Origin of the sequence: Klebsiella sp. YJ (assembly GCF_002108615.1) — a bacterium.
Classification (GTDB): Bacteria; Pseudomonadota; Gammaproteobacteria; order Enterobacterales; family Enterobacteriaceae; genus Klebsiella; species Klebsiella planticola.
Map to the genome: position 1 here is coordinate 85,140 of NZ_MTEG01000005.1, position 16,637 is coordinate 101,776.

Annotated in this window: 17 protein-coding genes; 13 read left to right on the forward strand and 4 right to left on the reverse strand. The window is 54.8% G+C overall.

Features of this window, described 5'->3' with window-relative positions; translation table 11 throughout:
• Positions 1–177 precede the first annotated feature (177 nt).
• Positions 178–663: a phosphohistidine phosphatase SixA gene (gene sixA / locus BV390_RS06285; protein WP_032699066.1), complete on the forward strand. Its 486-nt coding sequence runs from the start codon at positions 178–180 to the stop codon at positions 661–663.
• A 20-nt stretch (positions 664–683) separates the two neighbouring features.
• Here sixA and smrB read toward each other — a convergent pair whose 3' ends face one another.
• The gene (gene smrB / locus BV390_RS06290) at positions 684–1,235 is read right to left on the reverse strand and encodes an endonuclease SmrB (protein WP_015583758.1); all 552 of its coding nucleotides are present in this window, start codon (positions 1,233–1,235) and stop codon (positions 684–686) included.
• A gap of 166 nt (positions 1,236–1,401) precedes the next feature.
• Here smrB and prmB point away from each other — a divergent pair, with 166 nt between their 5' ends.
• The 6 genes from prmB to BV390_RS06320 are packed head-to-tail and all read left to right on the forward strand — an operon-like array spanning position 1,402 to position 5,941.
• Positions 1,402–2,334, forward strand: coding sequence for a 50S ribosomal protein L3 N(5)-glutamine methyltransferase (gene prmB, locus BV390_RS06295; protein ID WP_015583759.1), 933 nt, complete (start codon positions 1,402–1,404; stop codon positions 2,332–2,334).
• 29 nt (positions 2,335–2,363) lie between these two features.
• Entirely contained in the window at positions 2,364–3,449 is a 1,086-nt protein-coding gene (gene aroC / locus BV390_RS06300; RefSeq protein ID WP_032686621.1) for a chorismate synthase, read from the forward strand.
• 3 nt (positions 3,450–3,452) lie between these two features.
• Positions 3,453–4,277 (forward strand): penicillin-insensitive murein endopeptidase, encoded by an 825-nt coding sequence (gene mepA, locus BV390_RS06305; RefSeq protein WP_004865256.1) that lies wholly within the window; start codon positions 3,453–3,455, stop codon positions 4,275–4,277.
• Positions 4,277–5,086, forward strand: a complete 810-nt coding sequence (locus BV390_RS06310; protein ID WP_085396726.1) for a sulfite exporter TauE/SafE family protein — start codon at positions 4,277–4,279, stop codon at positions 5,084–5,086. The genes mepA and BV390_RS06310 overlap by 1 nt, the downstream gene beginning before the upstream one ends.
• The gene (locus tag BV390_RS06315) at positions 5,086–5,634 is read left to right on the forward strand and encodes an elongation factor P hydroxylase (protein ID WP_032695490.1); all 549 of its coding nucleotides are present in this window, start codon (positions 5,086–5,088) and stop codon (positions 5,632–5,634) included. Before BV390_RS06310 ends, BV390_RS06315 begins: the two co-directional genes overlap by 1 nt.
• Positions 5,635–5,665: 31 nt before the next feature.
• The gene (locus BV390_RS06320; RefSeq protein ID WP_032686625.1) at positions 5,666–5,941 is read left to right on the forward strand and encodes a YfcL family protein; all 276 of its coding nucleotides are present in this window, start codon (positions 5,666–5,668) and stop codon (positions 5,939–5,941) included.
• A 109-nt stretch (positions 5,942–6,050) separates the two neighbouring features.
• On the opposite strand, the gene mnmC is transcribed toward BV390_RS06320, so the two are convergent.
• Positions 6,051–8,039 carry a bifunctional tRNA (5-methylaminomethyl-2-thiouridine)(34)-methyltransferase MnmC2/FAD-dependent 5-carboxymethylaminomethyl-2-thiouridine(34) oxidoreductase MnmC1 gene (gene mnmC / locus BV390_RS06325; RefSeq protein WP_064384686.1) on the reverse strand — a complete coding sequence of 663 codons (1,989 nt, stop codon included), beginning with the start codon at positions 8,037–8,039 and terminating at the stop codon, positions 6,051–6,053.
• Between the two features lie 158 nt (positions 8,040–8,197).
• Between mnmC and fabB the strand changes: the two genes are divergently transcribed.
• Positions 8,198–9,415, forward strand: a complete 1,218-nt coding sequence (gene fabB / locus BV390_RS06330) for a beta-ketoacyl-ACP synthase I (protein WP_032686628.1) — start codon at positions 8,198–8,200, stop codon at positions 9,413–9,415.
• A gap of 216 nt (positions 9,416–9,631) precedes the next feature.
• Positions 9,632–10,807, forward strand: coding sequence for an MFS transporter (locus BV390_RS06335; RefSeq protein WP_049265688.1), 1,176 nt, complete (start codon positions 9,632–9,634; stop codon positions 10,805–10,807).
• A gap of 15 nt (positions 10,808–10,822) precedes the next feature.
• Here the strand turns inward: BV390_RS06335 and BV390_RS06340 are convergent, their stop codons facing one another.
• On the reverse strand, positions 10,823–11,542 hold the full coding sequence (locus BV390_RS06340; RefSeq protein ID WP_032686630.1) for a GntR family transcriptional regulator: 720 nt from the start codon (positions 11,540–11,542) through the stop codon (positions 10,823–10,825).
• Between the two features lie 196 nt (positions 11,543–11,738).
• Here BV390_RS06340 and BV390_RS06345 point away from each other — a divergent pair, with 196 nt between their 5' ends.
• The 4 genes from BV390_RS06345 (at position 11,739) to BV390_RS06360 (ending at position 15,557) form a co-directional block, all read left to right on the forward strand.
• Positions 11,739–12,053, forward strand: coding sequence for a PTS sugar transporter subunit IIB (locus BV390_RS06345; RefSeq protein WP_085396727.1), 315 nt, complete (start codon positions 11,739–11,741; stop codon positions 12,051–12,053).
• Between the two features lie 112 nt (positions 12,054–12,165).
• Positions 12,166–13,488: a PTS sugar transporter subunit IIC gene (locus BV390_RS06350; RefSeq protein ID WP_085396728.1), complete on the forward strand. Its 1,323-nt coding sequence runs from the start codon at positions 12,166–12,168 to the stop codon at positions 13,486–13,488.
• A 24-nt stretch (positions 13,489–13,512) separates the two neighbouring features.
• Positions 13,513–13,824, forward strand: coding sequence for a PTS lactose/cellobiose transporter subunit IIA (locus BV390_RS06355; RefSeq protein ID WP_046852005.1), 312 nt, complete (start codon positions 13,513–13,515; stop codon positions 13,822–13,824).
• A 59-nt stretch (positions 13,825–13,883) separates the two neighbouring features.
• A complete protein-coding gene (locus BV390_RS06360; RefSeq protein ID WP_085396729.1) occupies positions 13,884–15,557 on the forward strand; it encodes a carbohydrate porin in 1,674 nt (557 codons plus the stop codon).
• A 95-nt stretch (positions 15,558–15,652) separates the two neighbouring features.
• Here the strand turns inward: BV390_RS06360 and flk are convergent, their stop codons facing one another.
• Positions 15,653–16,627, reverse strand: a complete 975-nt coding sequence (gene flk / locus BV390_RS06365) for a flagella biosynthesis regulator Flk (RefSeq protein ID WP_064794181.1) — start codon at positions 16,625–16,627, stop codon at positions 15,653–15,655.
• Between the last annotated feature and the right edge of the window lie 10 nt (positions 16,628–16,637).

Consider the following 16,637-nt stretch of genomic DNA (forward strand, 5'->3'; position numbering starts at 1 on the left):
ATGACGCTGTTGGTTGGCTGTTTTGTAAACGATCATTGACTATACTTACGCCATTGAGGTAAAAAACAGCGTTTCATTCGTTGGATGAATCAGGCACAATGCCCGGCCACCGGGTCGACTGCGTGCTATCTACGCAGGTAAGACTGCGGTGCTTCTGGTTAACAAAAGCGGTGCAATATGCAAGTTTTTATCATGCGTCACGGCGACGCTGCCCTCGATGCAGCCAGTGACTCGGTTCGTCCCTTAACCGTTTGTGGTTGTGACGAGTCCCGTCAGATGGCAACCTGGCTGAAAGGTCAAAAAGTGGATATTGAACGGGTTCTTGTCAGTCCTTACCTGCGTGCTGAACAGACGTTGGATGTGGTAAGAGAGTGCATGGACCTGCCTGAAAATGTCGACGTGATGCCGGAGCTCACGCCGTGTGGCGATGTTGGCATGGTCAGCGCCTGGCTTCAGACGCTGGCCAATGAAGGTGTTTCAACGGTGCTGGTGGTTTCGCACCTGCCGCTGGTGGGGTACCTCGTCTCAGAGCTGTGCCCGGGAGAAACTCCCCCGATGTTCACCACTTCGGCTATTGCCTGTGTCACCCTTGATGCCGATGGCAAGGGCGAGTTCAACTGGCAGATGAGCCCCTGCAATCTGAAGATGGCGAAGGCTATCTGACTCCCCCTGGAGCATCCGTATTACGGAAGCTCCGGCGGCTGCCACTCTTCAACTTCAATCAGCACCAGCAGTGCGGCGTCTCCGCCGTACTCTTTTGGCGCCTGATGAAAAGCCATGATGTGCGGATGTTGCGCAAGCCAGAGCGGCGTTTGCTGCTTGAGGATGTGTTTGCCGTGCCCGTGCATCACGCAGGCGCAAAAGACATGTTCGCGACGACAGGCGGCGATCAGCGCCCCCAGCTCCTGCTTAGCCTGCTGCTGGGTCAACCCGTGCAGATCGAGAAACAGCTCCGGCGAATAATCCCCGCGGCGCAGTTTTTTCAGTTCAAAATGGCTCACGTCCGGACGGACATATTTGACCGCCCCTTCGGTATTCAGCAGCGGCTGAAATTCATCGGAAAAATAGTGGCTGTTATCGGCCTGCTCCTGAAGTAAGCGTTTTGGCGGTACCTCGGTGATTTTCTTGCGCAGCGGGCGATGCACGATGGTGTCTTGCTTAATCTGACGCGTGCCGGTCATTAACTGGCGGAACAACGCCTGATCCTCGTCGCTTAGCGATGTTTTCTTTTTCATTGCCCACTCTCATCATTTCTTTTCGCTAGTTTACCCGACTCGGCCTGTATTCAGGCAAGCAAAACGTATTTTTCCCCGTCCGCCTGACGTAAGAATGCTGATTTATCGCCGTCTTCGTGGCAAACTAGCCGCCGAATTTACAGTAGAGCGTGTCCTGGAGGATGGCGTGGATAAAATTTTTGTTGATGAAGCGGTCAATGAGCTGCATACCATTCAGGACATGCTGCGTTGGGCGGTCAGTCGTTTCAGCGCGGCGAATATCTGGTACGGCCATGGCACGGACAACCCGTGGGATGAGGCGCTGCAGTTGGTATTGCCATCGCTCTACCTGCCGCTGGATATTCCGGAGGATATGCACTCCGCGCGTCTGACTTCCAGCGAAAAACACCGCATCGTTGAGCGCGTGATTCGCCGGATCAACGAACGTATTCCGGTTGCCTATTTGACCAATAAAGCCTGGTTCTGCGGCCATGAATTTTTCGTGGACGAACGTGTGCTGGTGCCGCGTTCTCCGATCGGTGAGCTTATCAATAATCACTTCGCCGGCCTGATTGACCATCAACCGCAGCACATTCTGGATATGTGCACCGGCAGCGGCTGTATTGCGATCGCCTGCGCTTACTCTTTCCCGGAAGCGGAAGTGGACGCGGTGGATATCTCCGTTGACGCGCTGGCCGTTGCCGAGCAGAACGTTGAAGCGCACGGCCTGATCCATCAGGTCACGCCGATTCGTTCCGATCTGTTCCGCGATCTGCCGAAAGTGCAGTACGACCTTATCGTCACCAACCCGCCGTACGTTGACGAAGAAGATATGTCCGATCTGCCGGGCGAATATCGTCATGAGCCGGTACTGGGTCTGGCTTCCGGCAGCGATGGTCTGAAGCTGACGCGCCGTATCCTCGGTAATGCGCCGGATTATCTCAGCGACGACGGTATTCTGATTTGTGAAGTCGGTAACAGCATGGTACATCTGATTGAGCAGTATCCGGACGTGCCGTTTACCTGGCTTGAGTTTGAAAATGGCGGGGACGGCGTGTTCATGCTGACCAAACCACAGCTGATCGCCGCCCGCGCGCATTTCGGCATTTATAAAGACTAAAAACAACACGCAAACATGACGGAGCCGTGATGGCAGGAAACACAATTGGACAACTCTTTCGCGTCACTACCTTCGGCGAGTCGCACGGTCTGGCGCTGGGCTGCATTGTTGACGGAGTGCCGCCGGGCATTCCGCTGACGGAAGCCGATCTGCAGCACGATCTGGATCGTCGTCGTCCGGGTACCTCGCGCTACACCACGCAGCGCCGTGAACCGGATCAGGTGAAGATCCTTTCCGGCGTCTTCGAAGGCGTGACGACCGGGACCAGCATTGGTCTGCTGATTGAGAATACCGATCAGCGTTCTCAGGATTACGGCGCGATTAAAGACGTTTTCCGTCCTGGGCACGCTGACTATACCTACGAGCAGAAATACGGCCTGCGCGATTATCGCGGCGGCGGACGTTCCTCAGCGCGTGAAACCGCGATGCGGGTGGCGGCTGGCGCGATTGCCAAGAAATACCTCGCGCAAAAATTCGGCATTGTTATCCGCGGCTGTTTGACCCAGATGGGCGATATTCCTCTGGCGATCAAAGACTGGGAACAGGTTGAACAAAACCCGTTCTTCTGTCCGGATCCGGATAAAATTGAAGCGCTTGATGAACTGATGCGCGGCCTGAAAAAAGAGGGCGACTCCATCGGAGCTAAAGTGACCGTGGTCGCGGACGGCGTGCCTCCGGGGCTCGGTGAGCCGGTATTCGACCGTCTGGATGCCGACATTGCCCATGCGCTGATGAGCATCAATGCGGTGAAGGGCGTGGAAATTGGCGATGGTTTTGAGGTAGTGAAACTGCGCGGCAGCCAAAATCGCGATGAAATCACCAAAAACGGTTTCCAGAGCAACCATGCGGGCGGCATTCTTGGCGGTATCAGCAGCGGTCAGCAGATCGTCGCGAATATCGCGCTGAAGCCGACCTCCAGCATCACCGTACCGGGTCATACGATTAACCGTCACGGTGAAGAAGTCGAGATGATCACCAAAGGGCGCCACGATCCTTGCGTGGGCATCCGTGCGGTGCCGATCGCGGAAGCCATGCTGGCGATCGTGCTAATGGATCACTTTATGCGTCAACGCGCGCAAAATGGCGACGTGACGACATCAATTCCACGCTGGTAATCGATGAAAAAAACCGTTATCGCTCTGCTGGCGCTGGTCGCCAGCTCTGCCTGCCTTGCGGCGACGCCGTGGCAAAAAATCACCCAGCCGATTAGCGGCAGCGCGCAGTCAATTGGCGCATTTGCCAACGGCTGTATTGTCGGCGCGCAGGCGCTGCCGCTGAGCGCGACCAGTTACCAGGTCATGCGCACCGACCAGCGCCGCTACTTCGGCCATCCGGACCTGATCCAGTTTATTCAGCGCCTGGGCAATCAGGTGCAGAGTCAGGGCATGGGGACGTTGCTGATTGGCGATATGGGGATGCCAGCGGGCGGACGCTTTAACGGCGGTCATGCCAGTCACCAGAGCGGGCTGGATGTTGATATTTTCCTTCAGCTCCCGCAGACGCGCTGGAGTTCAGCGCAGCTCCTGAAACCGCAGGCGCTGGATCTGGTGGCTCGCGACGGCAAGCGCGTGGTGCCGTCGCTGTGGAGCCCGCAAATCAGTCATCTGATTAAACTGGCGGCAGAAGATAACGACGTCACGCGTATCTTTGTTAACCCGGCAATCAAACAGCAGCTCTGCCTCGATGCTGGCAACGATCGCGGGTGGCTACGCAAAGTCCGGCCATGGTTCCAGCATCGCGCACATATGCATGTTCGTCTGCGCTGCCCGGCGGGTAGCCTGGAGTGCGAAGAACAGGCGCCACCGCCGCCAGGCGATGGCTGCGGAGCCGAGCTACAAAGCTGGTTTGAACCCCCAAAACCCGGAACAACCTCTCCTGTGAAGAAGACGCCGCCTCCGCTGCCGCCTTCCTGCCAGGCGCTACTGGATGAGCATGTGCTGTAATGGAAAGCTTTATTGAGCTGTTTATGGTGTCGCCGACGGTACTGGTGGCGCTTTTTTTCGTGGCTATTCTGGCGGGATTTATTGACTCCCTGGCGGGCGGCGGCGGGTTACTGACGGTTCCGGCGCTGATGGCGGCAGGGTTGCCTCCGGCGCAGGCGCTGGCGACAAACAAGCTGCAGGCCTGCGGGGGATCGCTTTCTGCTTCGCTCTATTTTATCCGCCGCAAGGTGGTGAACCTGGCGGATCAGAAGCTCAATATCCTGATGACGTTTATCGGCTCAACCGCCGGTGCGCTGCTGGTGCAGCACGTCCAGTCCGATATTCTGCGCCAGATCCTGCCGGTGCTGGTGATCGGCATTGGCCTGTACTTCCTGCTGATGCCAAAATTAGGCGAAGCAGACCGTCAGCGTCGGCTGTACGGCCTGCCGTTTGCCCTGATCGCCGGCGGCTGCGTGGGTTTTTATGATGGTTTCTTCGGCCCTGGCGCGGGTTCTTTCTACGCGCTGGCTTTCGTCACTCTTGCCGGGTTTAACCTCGCCAAATCAACCGCTCACGCCAAAGTGCTGAACGCGACCTCTAACGTCGGTGGGCTATTGCTGTTTATCATTGGCGGCAAAGTGATTTGGGCGACCGGTTTCGTGATGATGGCGGGGCAGTTTATTGGCGCTCGCGCCGGTTCACGTCTGGTTCTGAGTAAAGGACAATCGTTGATTCGTCCGATGATTGTGGTTGTCTCCGCCGTGATGAGCGCGAAACTTCTTTATGACAGCCACGGTACTGAAATTCTTCAGTGGTTGGGAATTCATTAATGCAACAGCAACACCATTATCAGCAGCTGATCGCTATCTTTGACAGCTGCTTTGCCGATGATTTTAATACCCGTCTGATTAAAGGCGATGACGAACCGATCTATCTTCCGGCAGATAGCGACGTGCCGTATAACCGCATTGTGTTTGCCCATGGTTTTTACGCCAGCGGCCTGCATGAGATTTCTCACTGGTGCATCGCGGGCAAAGCGCGTCGCGAGCAGGTTGATTTCGGCTACTGGTACTGCCCGGATGGCCGTGATGCCATGACCCAGTGTCAGTTTGAAGATGTTGAGGTGAAACCGCAGGCGCTGGACTGGCTGTTTTGCGTGGCGGCAGGTTTTCCGTTTAACGTGAGCTGTGACAATCTGGAAGGCGACTTCGAACCTGACCGCATTGCCTTTCAGCGGCGAGTTCATGCCCAGGTTATGACCTTGCTGGAGCAAGGGATCCCTGAACGTCCGGCGCGGTTTATCCGCGCGTTACAAGAATATTATCAGACGCCGCCACTGACGGCAGAACAATTCCCGTGGCCGGAAGACCTGCAATAAAGCCACGTTTGACACTAGAAGAGGAAAGACAATGCTCGCGGAGTTTGAATCACGCATTCTGGCGTTGATTGATGAAATGGTAGACCACGCCAGTGATGATGAACTGTTTGCCAGCGGCTATCTGCGCGGCCACCTGACGCTGGCGGTAGCCGAGCTGGAAGGAGGGGACGATCACTCTGCGAAAGCAATCAACGATCGGGTGGTGCGCAGCCTGGAGAAAGCGATCGGCGCAGGCGAACTGTCGCCGCCGGACCAGATTCTGGTGCAGGGAATGTGGAATAATTTATATCAGCGGGCAAAGCAATAATCCCCTGACCGCCTGGCCTGAAAAAGCGGCCAGGCGGCGCGACACCGGGTATCATCCTGATGTCGCGCTGCTTTTTGCCTCCAACCGACGGCGATCGCCGCCGCCCGGCTTATTTCACCGCTTTTCCCTTCAGCAGCTTCCGCACCCATAATCGATTCGGATTCAACGCCGCCAGCGTCTCTCGGTCCAGCGGCAGCGGTTCGTGACTCATCTGCGCCGCCAGTATTTCCGCCGTCAATGGGGCGGAACATAGTCCGCGCGAACCCAGCGCCCCCAGCACGAACAGATTGCGGTAAACCGGTGCCGTCGGCGCCTGCGCTTTGTGTTCGGCCAGCGTCGCGTACTGCGCTAACGTGGCGTCATAATCCGGTACATTTCCCACCATCGGTAAGTGATCCCGGGTGGCGCAACGCACGCCGCAGCGGGCGTCATTTCCACGGGTATCCACGTCCTGCGCCCATGCTGCCTGCGGGAAGCAGTCGATCAGTCGTTGACGGTTTTGCTGTTGATCATCGGCGCTAAAGGTCGCCTCCGTCTGTCCGCGGTGGTAGCTGGCGCCGATGCAGTGCTGCTGATAACGTGGATTTTGTGGCGTCAGGTAGCCGTCGTAGCACAATACCTGGCGCAAAGCTGACAGCGCAGGCGTGGTCGGAATATGGCTCACCTGTCCTCCCACCGGATATGCCGGCAATCGCGCAGTCTGAGGGAAGTCGGTCAGATGATGGCCGTTTGCCAGTACGACCACCTCATGACGTAGCTGCGCATTGAGCTGCCAGCCGTCATGGTCAGCAGCAAGCGTTGTGACCTTAACGTTATATCGGGTGCGCAGGCCCCGTGTTGCCGCCAGCGCAAAAAGTTCTGCCGTCAGCTGCTGCGGATAGAGCCAGCCCCCGGAGGGATAGGTGATGCCACCGCAGCCGGTTTCCACGCCGGCGATCTGAGCGACAGTTTGCGCGCTGACGGCCGCAGCAATCTCTGCCGGCAGCTCGAGTGCCAGCATCTGCGCGATTTTCTGTTCGCTCTTCTCGTCCCAGGCAAGCTGGGTGACGCCGCACCACTGATGGTCGAACATGATCGGAAGGGCGTCATACAGGCGGCGGGCGAAGGTAAATGCCGCCGGAAAGAAGCGGGCCAGCGCTGGATCGTGCTGGCTAAGCAGAGGATAGAGCGCGCCCTGACGGTTACCGGATGCGCCTTCAGCCGGTGCGTTATCGGCGCAGTATAAGGTGACTTGCCAGCCGCGGCGGAGCAGCGCGAGCGCAAGCAGGGCGCTGGCGATACCGCCGCCGATAATCGCCGCATCGCGTTGCTGGCTGCCGGTTCGCGCAAACCAGGGCGTGCGGGCGGGGATATTCAGCGTCCGGGCCATTTCACCGATCAGCATTTCACGTTTGCGGCCGAACCCTTTGCGTTTCTGCATGGTAAAGCCCGCTTCCTGCAGGCCGCGACGGACAAAACCGGCGGAGGTAAAGGTGGCCAGCGTGCCGCCCGGTCTGGCCAGGCGGGCCATTGCCCCGAACAGCTCTGGTGTCCACATATCCGGATTTTTCGCCGGGGCGAAACCATCAAGAAACCAGGCGTCGACCTGCTGATTCAGCGAATCATCGAGCTCGTGGGTCAGCGTATTGATATCCCCGAACCACAAATCCAGCGTGATGCGCCCGTCATCCAGCAGCAGGCGATGGCAGCCAGCGATCGCCTGCGGCCACTGCGCCTGCAATTGTTCCGCCCACGGCGCCAGTTCCGGCCAGTGCTGATGAGCCCGCCGTAGATCGGCGGAGGTCAGCGGAAATTTTTCGAAACTGATGAAATGTAATCTTTGCAGGGTAGCTTCAGGATTATCACGGCGAAAAACATCAAACGCCTGCCAAAGCGTCAGGAAGTTGAGACCGGTGCCGAATCCGCTCTCGGCGACCACAAACAGCGGGTGTGGATGGACCGGGAAGCGTGCATCGAGGCGGTTGCCGCCGAGGAAAACGTAGCGCGTCTCTTCCAGACCATTGTCATTGGAAAAGTACACGTCATCGAAATCTCGGGAAACAGGTGTACCCTCAGCGTTGAATTCCAGGTTGGCAGGTTGTATGGCGTTTTGTTTCACGTAAGTTACTCGAATCTCAAGGCGTAGAACGATCTTAACGATGTGTGCCGGGGGGCGCAAATTTATACACAAAATGGCTGATCGGACTTGTTCGGCGTACAAGTGTACGCTATTGTGCGACTCGAAACTTAAAATAGTGTGACTTACAGAGGTATTGAATGAAACGTGCAGTGATTACTGGCCTGGGCATCGTTTCCAGCATCGGTAACAACCAGCAGGAAGTCCTGGAATCTCTGCGTGAAGGGCGCTCGGGGATCACTTTCTCTCAAGAATTCAAAGATTCTGGTATGCGCAGCCACGTGTGGGGTAACGTTAAACTGGACACCACAGGTCTTATCGACCGCAAAGTGGTCCGTTTCATGAACGATGCCTCTATCTATGCTTATCTCTCTATGCAGCAGGCTGTAGCCGATGCTGGACTGAAAGAAGAAGTTTATCAAAACAACCCTCGCGTGGGTCTGATTGCCGGTTCCGGCGGTTCTTCTAAATCTCAGGTGTTTGGCGCAGATGCGATGCGTAGCCCGCGCGGCCTGAAAGCAGTGGGTCCTTATGTTGTGACCAAAGCGATGGCTTCTGCGGTATCCGCTTGCCTCGCCACGCCGTTCAAAATCCACGGTGTGAACTATTCTATCAGCTCCGCTTGCGCGACATCAGCTCACTGTATCGGCAGCGCGGTTGAACAAATTCAGCTTGGCAAACAGGATATCGTTTTTGCTGGCGGCGGCGAAGAGCTGTGCTGGGAAATGGCCTGTGAATTCGACGCCATGGGTGCACTGTCCACCAAATACAACGAAACGCCGGATAAAGCGTCCCGCACTTATGATACGCACCGCGACGGTTTTGTTATCGCCGGCGGCGGCGGTATGGTTGTGGTTGAGGAGCTGGAGCATGCTCTGGCGCGCGGCGCGCACATTTATGCGGAAGTGGTCGGCTACGGCGCAACTTCTGATGGCGCGGACATGGTTGCTCCGTCTGGTGAAGGCGCAGTGCGTTGTATGAAACAGGCGATGGCCGGTGTAGACACGCCGATTGACTACCTGAACTCCCACGGCACCTCGACTCCGGTCGGCGACGTGAAAGAACTGGGCGCCATTCGCGAAGTCTTCGGCGACCACAGCCCGGCTATCTCCGCGACCAAAGCGATGACCGGCCACTCCCTGGGCGCCGCGGGCGTGCAGGAAGCGATCTACTCTCTGCTGATGCTGGAACATGGCTTTATTGCGCCAAGCATTAACATCGAAGAGATGGATGAGCAGGCGGCGGGTCTGAACATCGTCACCAAACCGACCGAACAAGCGCTGACGACCGTGATGTCCAACAGCTTCGGTTTCGGCGGCACCAACGCCACGCTGGTCATGCGTAAACACAAGGCATAATCGGCTGGTTATTCAACCGATATGTAAAAAGGGAGCCTGCGGGCTCCCTTTTTTGTCGTCTTGACAGAGCCGGACCTCTACAGGCAAACTGCTGCGAAACATTATCACCCCGGTAATGCGTAAGCGTTTAACGTCAACCAACGCGCCTTAACCCTGATAATCAGGTGGAGGGGGCGTGGCTACTACCTCGCCTTACTCTGCGAACTGGAGTAAAGCATGTCCGCAGCAACTGAAACAACAAATACCTCTTCAGCGAATATTCCATTATTTCGTATTACCTTTGCCGTTTTTCTGACCTATATGACCGTTGGCCTGCCGCTACCCGTGATCCCGCTCTTTGTCCACCATGAGCTGGGCTTCGGCAACACGATGGTGGGCGTAGCGGTGGGCATTCAGTTTCTGGCGACGGTGCTGACCCGCGGCTATGCCGGTCGTCTGGCCGATCAGCATGGTGCCAAGCGCTCGGTGCTGCAGGGCATGTTAGCCTGCGCATTAGCCGGGGCGGCGTGGCTGCTGGCCGCGTTACTGCCGGTTTCCGTGCTGGTAAAATTTGCGCTGCTGGTGCTGGGGCGTTTGATCCTCGGATTTGGTGAAAGCCAGCTGTTGACCGGAAACCTGAGCTGGGGACTGGGGTTGGTTGGCCCTGCGCGTTCAGGCAAGGTCATGTCCTGGAACGGGATGGCGATGTACGGCTCATTGGCCGTGGGCGCGCCGCTGGGACTGATGATCTACTCACACTTTGGCGTTGTGGTTCTCGCCTGCGTCACGATGGGACTACCGCTGCTGGCGCTGGCCATCAATGGTACGGTCAGTAAAGTTCCGGCGCACGGGGGCGAACGGCCATCGTTATGGAGCGTCGTCGGTATGATCTGGCGCCCGGGTATCGGCCTGGGGCTGCAAGGGGTGGGATTTGCCGTGATTGGCACCTTTGTCTCACTCTATTTCGCCAGCCGCGGCTGGGCGATGGCGGGCTTCACGCTGACCGCGTTCGGCGGCGCCTTTGTGCTGATGCGTATTCTGTTTGGCTGGATGCCGGACCGTTTTGGCGGCGTAAAGGTGGCGATGGTGTCACTGCTGATCGAGGCCATTGGCCTGACGCTGCTGTGGCTGGCGCCGAGCGCCTGGGTTGCCCTGACCGGGGCGGCGCTGACCGGTTGCGGCTGCTCGCTCATCTTCCCGTCCCTCGGCGTTGAAGTTGTCAAACGCGTACCGGCTCAGGTTCGCGGTACCGCGCTCGGCGGCTTTGCGGCCTTTCAGGATATTTCATACGGTGTCACCGGCCCGCTTGCCGGGCTGCTTGCCACGTCGCTGGGCTACTCTTCTGTCTTTCTGGCGGGCGCAATATGCGCGGTGCTGGGCATGCTCATGACGCTGTTCTCCCTACGTCGATAACGCGATTCCCGGTCTTCAGCGAGGGAGACCGGGGGCTTTACGTGGAAGGTAATACTTCACCTGAAACTCAAACATGTTGGTATAGAGAATGGAATAGTCTATCGGCTGATGCTGCTCATCAATCGCCTGGGTTTGCATTTTGATGATCGGATCTTTGGGGCTGATATGCAGCAGCGTGGCCAGTTCCGGAGAGGGAAGTATCGGCACTATGGATTCGTAGCAACCGTCAATGCGTATCCCGCATTCGTTTTCGATATACGAGAACTTCGACTTTTTCATATGGGCGATGGTCAGGTCAGGAAAGCGCGTTGCCGAGAGCCAGGTTTCTTCTAATTGCATCGCAATGCTATCGATAAAACGCAATCTTTTAGCATAATATACAGGTTCACCGTGCTGTAACTGCAAAGCTTTTGCGATTTCTTCTGATGCGGTTTGCAATTCAAATTTGAGAATTTGGCTAGAGGGCGTTTTACCTTCATTGCGGGCAATTTCGGTAAAACTGTCTAAATGCGTTACCGACGCCTGGAAATGTTTATTTCTAATCCAGGTTCCCGAACCGTGTCTCCGTTCGATTAAACCCTCCTCCTCCAGAGTCTTTAGCGCCTTACGCAGTGTATTTCGCGAAACATCATAAAGTTCTGCTAATTCTTTTTCTGATGGCAGAAGATCGCCAATGCTATAGAGCGGGCTATTAATTTTGTTTTTCAGTAAATTAACTACATTTTTATAAACCACTTTTGAACCTCAATAATCCCTTTTAAAACATTGGGTTGTCGTTATGTGCCGTTAAATTTACGCTAACACGTTCATTTTTTTTCTGGTTTTTGAACAACTTTTCTCTTGCTAACTGTGATCGCAACTGCGGATAAGAAAATTAACAATTATTACAGTGCTCGTCAATTGAGACTGATGAACAGGAAAAGGAAGGAAAGTGAAAAATATATTGTTAGTTTGTGCTGCCGGGATGTCCACCAGTATGTTAGTGAAACGCATGCAGGAGCATGCTGCGGCGGTGGGGATAGCGGTAAATATCAATGCGCTGGCCATTTCTGAAGCCAAAGAAAAAATCAAAAAAAACGAAGTGGATGTGGTTTTATTAGGGCCGCAGGTTCGTTTCCAGAAAAGTGAAATAGAAGAGGTCGCTCACGGTAAAATGCCGGTTGCGGTTATTGATATGAAATATTACGGGCAAATGGATGGTCCGGCCGTGTTAGACGGCGCGCTCACCTTACTGGCCAATAAATAATTTTTTATCTATTACCCCGGTTAACGCCTGAATATCAGCGTCGTGCCGCCGGATACCTCTGCTCCACTGCTGGGGCGCTATCGCAGATTATCGATAAAAATAAGGATTCATCATGAGTTTTATGAATGCCTTTGAACGCGGCATGGAGAAAATCCTTGTCCCTGTGGCTATAAAACTAAATTCTCAGATTCACGTATCGGCGATTCGGGATGCATTTATCTTATCCTTCCCAATCGTGATGGCCAGTTCGCTGATTATTTTAATTAACTTTGCAATATTGTCTCCTGATGGTTTTATTGCAAGCATTTTACATTTGGGAACAATATTTCCGAATCTTGCTGACGCGCAGCAAATTTTTACTCCGGTGATGAATGGCTCAGTCAATATTATGGCAATATTGATTACCTTTCTCGTTGCGCGCAATATCGCGATTAGCTTCCAGCAGGACGATCTGCTGTGCGGACTAACGGCCATTGGCGCCTTTTTTGTGGTCTATACACCTTATACCATCATCGATGGTCAGGCTTATCTGACGACAAAATATCTCGGGCCGCAGGGGCTGTTTGTGGCCATTATCGTTGCGCTGATTTCCAGCGAGGTCTTTTGCCGGCTAGCGCGTAACCCGAAAGTGACGATTACGATGCCGGCAGCGGTACCGCCGGCGGTGGCGCGCTCGTTCAAGGTGCTGTTGCCGATCTTCTTTGTGATGATTTCCTTTTCCATCATTAACTACCTGCTGACCCGCATCTCGCCGAACGGCCTTAACGATCTGATCTATACGCTGATTCAGGCCCCGCTAAAGGATATGGGCACCAACATTATCACCGTTCTGATTCTGGGACTGGTGGCAAACTTCCTGTGGGTGCTGGGGATCCACGGTCCCAATACCGTTGCGGCGATTCGTGAAACTATCTTCTCGGAAGCGAATCTGGAAAACCTCTCCTATGCGGCCTCACACGGCACCACATGGGGGGCGCCTTATCCGATAACCTGGACCGGCATCAACGATGCGTTTGCCAACTGCGGCGGCTCGGGGATGACGCTGGGTCTGCTGCTGGCAATCTTCATCGCTTCGCGGCGTAAAGATTATCGCGATCTGGCGAAAATGGCCTTCTTACCGGGCTTGTTCAATATCAACGAACCGGTGATGTTTGGTTTACCGATAGTCCTGAACCCGATTCTGGTGATTCCGTTTATTCTGGTTCCTTTTATTAACTCGTTGATCGGTTACTTCTTTATTAGCATGGAATTTATCCCGCCGATTGCCTACGCGGTTCCGTGGACCACGCCAGGTCCGCTGATTGCCTTCTTTGGTACCGGCGGTAACTGGTTAGCGCTCTTTGTCGGCATTCTGTGCCTTGCTGTTTCAACGCTGATCTATTTACCGTTTGTTATTGCGGCGAATAAGGTGAATACCGCAGCGACCGCTGAGTAATGAAAAAGACGTGGGGAAATAAATATGTTTGCTGATGAAAGCACGGTGATGGAACTGCTTATCCATGCCGGACAGGCCCGCTCGGATGCCATGGAGGCCATCGCCGCCTCACGCCGCCGGGAATGGAGGACCGCTGAGAAGCTAATGGCCAGTTCAGAAATGGCCTGCCGGGAGGCGCACAAGATACAAACGGCGCTGATTGGTCTGGATGAAGGCTGCGGGAAAATTACCGTCAATCTTATTCTGGTTCACGCGCAGGACCATTTAATGACCGCGATGCTGTGCCAGGATTTAGCTAAAGAAATTATTGCGTTGCGACAAGAACTCACTGCCTGACTTTCTCTGCCTTCAGCCATCCGGCTGAAGGCGTATTATAAAAATATGAAAGGTACTCTATGTATTCAAGTCAATTGAAGGTTAGCTTATTGTCTTTATCGGTACTTCTGGCTATTTCGTCACCCTCTGTTTTAGCGGCGAAATTAACTATTGAACAACGTCTTGAATTGCTGGAATCAGAATTATCAGCCAATAAAAAAGAATTGCAAAAAACGCAATCACAATTATCGACGTATAAAGATAAAGTGGCCGTGTTACAAAAAAGTATAAAAGAAAATGAGAAAAGAAATGTCACCGCGGGTTACCCGACGGCGACCTCTCCGGCGGCAGAAAATATCGCCAATGAAAATAATGAAATCAGCCAACGGGCGGCGCCGGCAGAAGTCAAAGCGACACAGCAGGTGGCGGTCATTAATACCGACGGTAAGAAGGCGAAAGTTGAGAGCGTGACCATGAAAGATCTCAGCAAATTCGTCAAAGAGGATATTGGTTTCAGCTATCAGGGATATCTACGTTCCGGCTGGGGCACCTCAAATCACGGGTCGTCGCAGACCTATGCGGCGGGTTCGCTGGGCCGCTTTGGTAATGAAATGAGCGGCTGGTTTGATCTGACCTTAAATCAGCGGGTTTATAACCAGGATGGGAAAACCGCCAATGCCGTCGTGACCTACGATGGTAATGTCGGTGAGCAGTATAACGATGCCTGGTTTGGCGACACCAATAACGAGAATATTCTTCAGTTCAGCGATATCTATCTCACCACCAAAGGATTCCTGCCGTTTGCGCCGGAGGCTGATTTCTGGGTAGGTAAACACAAACTGCCGGAATATGAGATCCAGATGCTTGACTGGAAATCGTTGACCACCGATGTTGCAGCCGGTGTCGGGATCCAGAACTGGGCGCTGGGCGTCGGGCAGCTTGACGCTTCTCTCAGTCGCAATGATGTGGATGTTTATTCGCGTGATTTCACGCAGACCACACAAATGAACACCAATTCGCTGGATCTGCGCTACCGCAATATTCCGCTGTGGAACAACGGCTCGCTGTCGTTGATGGGCAAATATGCTTTTGCAAACAAGAATGATGAACAGGAGAAAAACGAGGATAACAATAGCTACTTTAGGCTCAAGGATAGCTGGATGGCCACCGGGATCATCCGTCAGGAGCTGGAGCGTAAGGGCTTTAATGAATTTACGCTCCAGGTGGCGAATAACTCTTATGCCAGCAGCTTCTCGAACTTCTACGGTGCCAGTAACTCCATGGCCCACGGGCGCTACTACTATGGCGATCATACTAACGGTGTCGCTTTACGTTTGATTTCACAGGGCGAAATGTACCTGGCCGATCGCGTGATTATGGCTAATGCGCTGGTCTGGTCGCACGGGAACGATATCTACAGTTACGAAAGCGGCGCGCATAGTGATTTTGACAGCTTCCGCGCGGTGATTCGTCCGGCATGGATTTGGGATACCTGGAATCAGACCGGGGTGGAGTTAGGCTGGTTTGCGCAGAAAAACAAAACGGAGCAAGGCAGAGATTTGAAAGAATCGGCATATAAAACGACGCTCTATCATGCGCTGAAAGTCGGGCCGAGTCTGTTAGGTTCGCGACCGGAAATTCGTTTCTACGGAACCTATATCAATATTCTGGATAACGACCTGTCACAGTATCGGTTCAACGACGACAGTAAGGATGAATTGATGCTGGGCGTGCAGGCCGAGGTGTGGTGGTAATTGCCTCATCAAGACATCAACGCCCGCATCATGCGGGCGTTTGAGTAAAAAGATAACCGCCAACGATACCCTGTCTGACCGCGAGCTACGCGGAATTACATCACCAGCCAGAGCAGAGCGATAAGCAGTATCAACACCACAACAATCACTCCCGGCTTTTTGAGCCTCCCGGCGAGCGAAACTGGTTCCGGTGGCAGCGCGGGAATAGCCAGCGTTTCTTGCGCCCGGGCGACACGAAGCACAAAGACCTTATTCAGTAGCGTCAGAATCTGCGTTGCGCTCAACGCCGTTTGCGGCGTGACGTGCCAGCTGTGCTGGGCAAAATCGACGATCTTTTGCCACTCCTGAGCTTCCAGCGGCTGCTTCAGTGCCGCCTGTAGCGAGGTGAGCGTCGGAGCGGCCTGCGCGCTCAGCGTCTGCCGCGCATGCAGCCAGTAGGAGAGGGGGGTGAAATGGGTGGCCGGAATCAGTTCACCGGTTTTCACACCGCACAGCTCCAGCATTGACTGCCAGATAAGTTTGCCGGGTTCGCCGGTCGCCGCGGCAAGCCTGCTCACCTGCTGATTCAGCGTATTGTGCTCCGCGGGCAATAGCGGACGCAGAGTCGGCTGGCGCTGCTGCGGCTGAGGGATCGACAGCTGGCCGTTTTGCAGGAGCTGCAGCACATTTTGCAACTGCTCCTGCGTCAGCGCGTGCAGCGTCGTTTGCCCATAATGCTGGCGGATATAGTCGCTCACTGCCTGACGGTTGTTCCCCTGACTCAGCAACTCGCTCAACTGCGCCAGAATCTGGCGCTGATGGTGGTTTTGCTGCGCCACGGTTAAGCGTTGATTCAGGTTGTTTTCGGCAGCGCTAAAGTGGCAAGCCAGCAGCGGCGCATCGCCTTTGAGCCCCAGATCGTGCTTGATTCCCGCCCACACTTCCGCGTTCTGCTGCGAGGTTAACGCCATCAGGCGCGTAATCAGTCGCTCGAGAACGGTACGTTGTTGCATGGTTAGCGCGGGCTCTCCGGCGACGGAAGCGCCGGTCCCCGGGGGACGATCGGACATACCTGAAACGGGTTGTGTCATATTAATCCTT

Coding starts and splice junctions, on each gene's coding strand:
- aroC (WP_032686621.1), top strand. CDS start 2,364: ATGGCAGGAAACACAATTGGACAACTCTTTCGCGTCACTACCTTCGGC.
- smrB (WP_015583758.1), bottom strand. CDS start 1,235: ATGAAAAAGAAAACATCGCTAAGCGACGAGGATCAGGCGTTGTTCCGC.
- BV390_RS06320 (WP_032686625.1), top strand. CDS start 5,666: ATGCTCGCGGAGTTTGAATCACGCATTCTGGCGTTGATTGATGAAATG.
- BV390_RS06335 (WP_049265688.1), top strand. CDS start 9,632: ATGTCCGCAGCAACTGAAACAACAAATACCTCTTCAGCGAATATTCCA.
- BV390_RS06360 (WP_085396729.1), top strand. CDS start 13,884: ATGTATTCAAGTCAATTGAAGGTTAGCTTATTGTCTTTATCGGTACTT.
- sixA (WP_032699066.1), top strand. CDS start 178: ATGCAAGTTTTTATCATGCGTCACGGCGACGCTGCCCTCGATGCAGCC.
- flk (WP_064794181.1), bottom strand. CDS start 16,627: ATGACACAACCCGTTTCAGGTATGTCCGATCGTCCCCCGGGGACCGGC.
- BV390_RS06350 (WP_085396728.1), top strand. CDS start 12,166: ATGAGTTTTATGAATGCCTTTGAACGCGGCATGGAGAAAATCCTTGTC.
- BV390_RS06315 (WP_032695490.1), top strand. CDS start 5,086: ATGCAACAGCAACACCATTATCAGCAGCTGATCGCTATCTTTGACAGC.
- BV390_RS06310 (WP_085396726.1), top strand. CDS start 4,277: ATGGAAAGCTTTATTGAGCTGTTTATGGTGTCGCCGACGGTACTGGTG.
- BV390_RS06355 (WP_046852005.1), top strand. CDS start 13,513: ATGTTTGCTGATGAAAGCACGGTGATGGAACTGCTTATCCATGCCGGA.
- mepA (WP_004865256.1), top strand. CDS start 3,453: ATGAAAAAAACCGTTATCGCTCTGCTGGCGCTGGTCGCCAGCTCTGCC.
- fabB (WP_032686628.1), top strand. CDS start 8,198: ATGAAACGTGCAGTGATTACTGGCCTGGGCATCGTTTCCAGCATCGGT.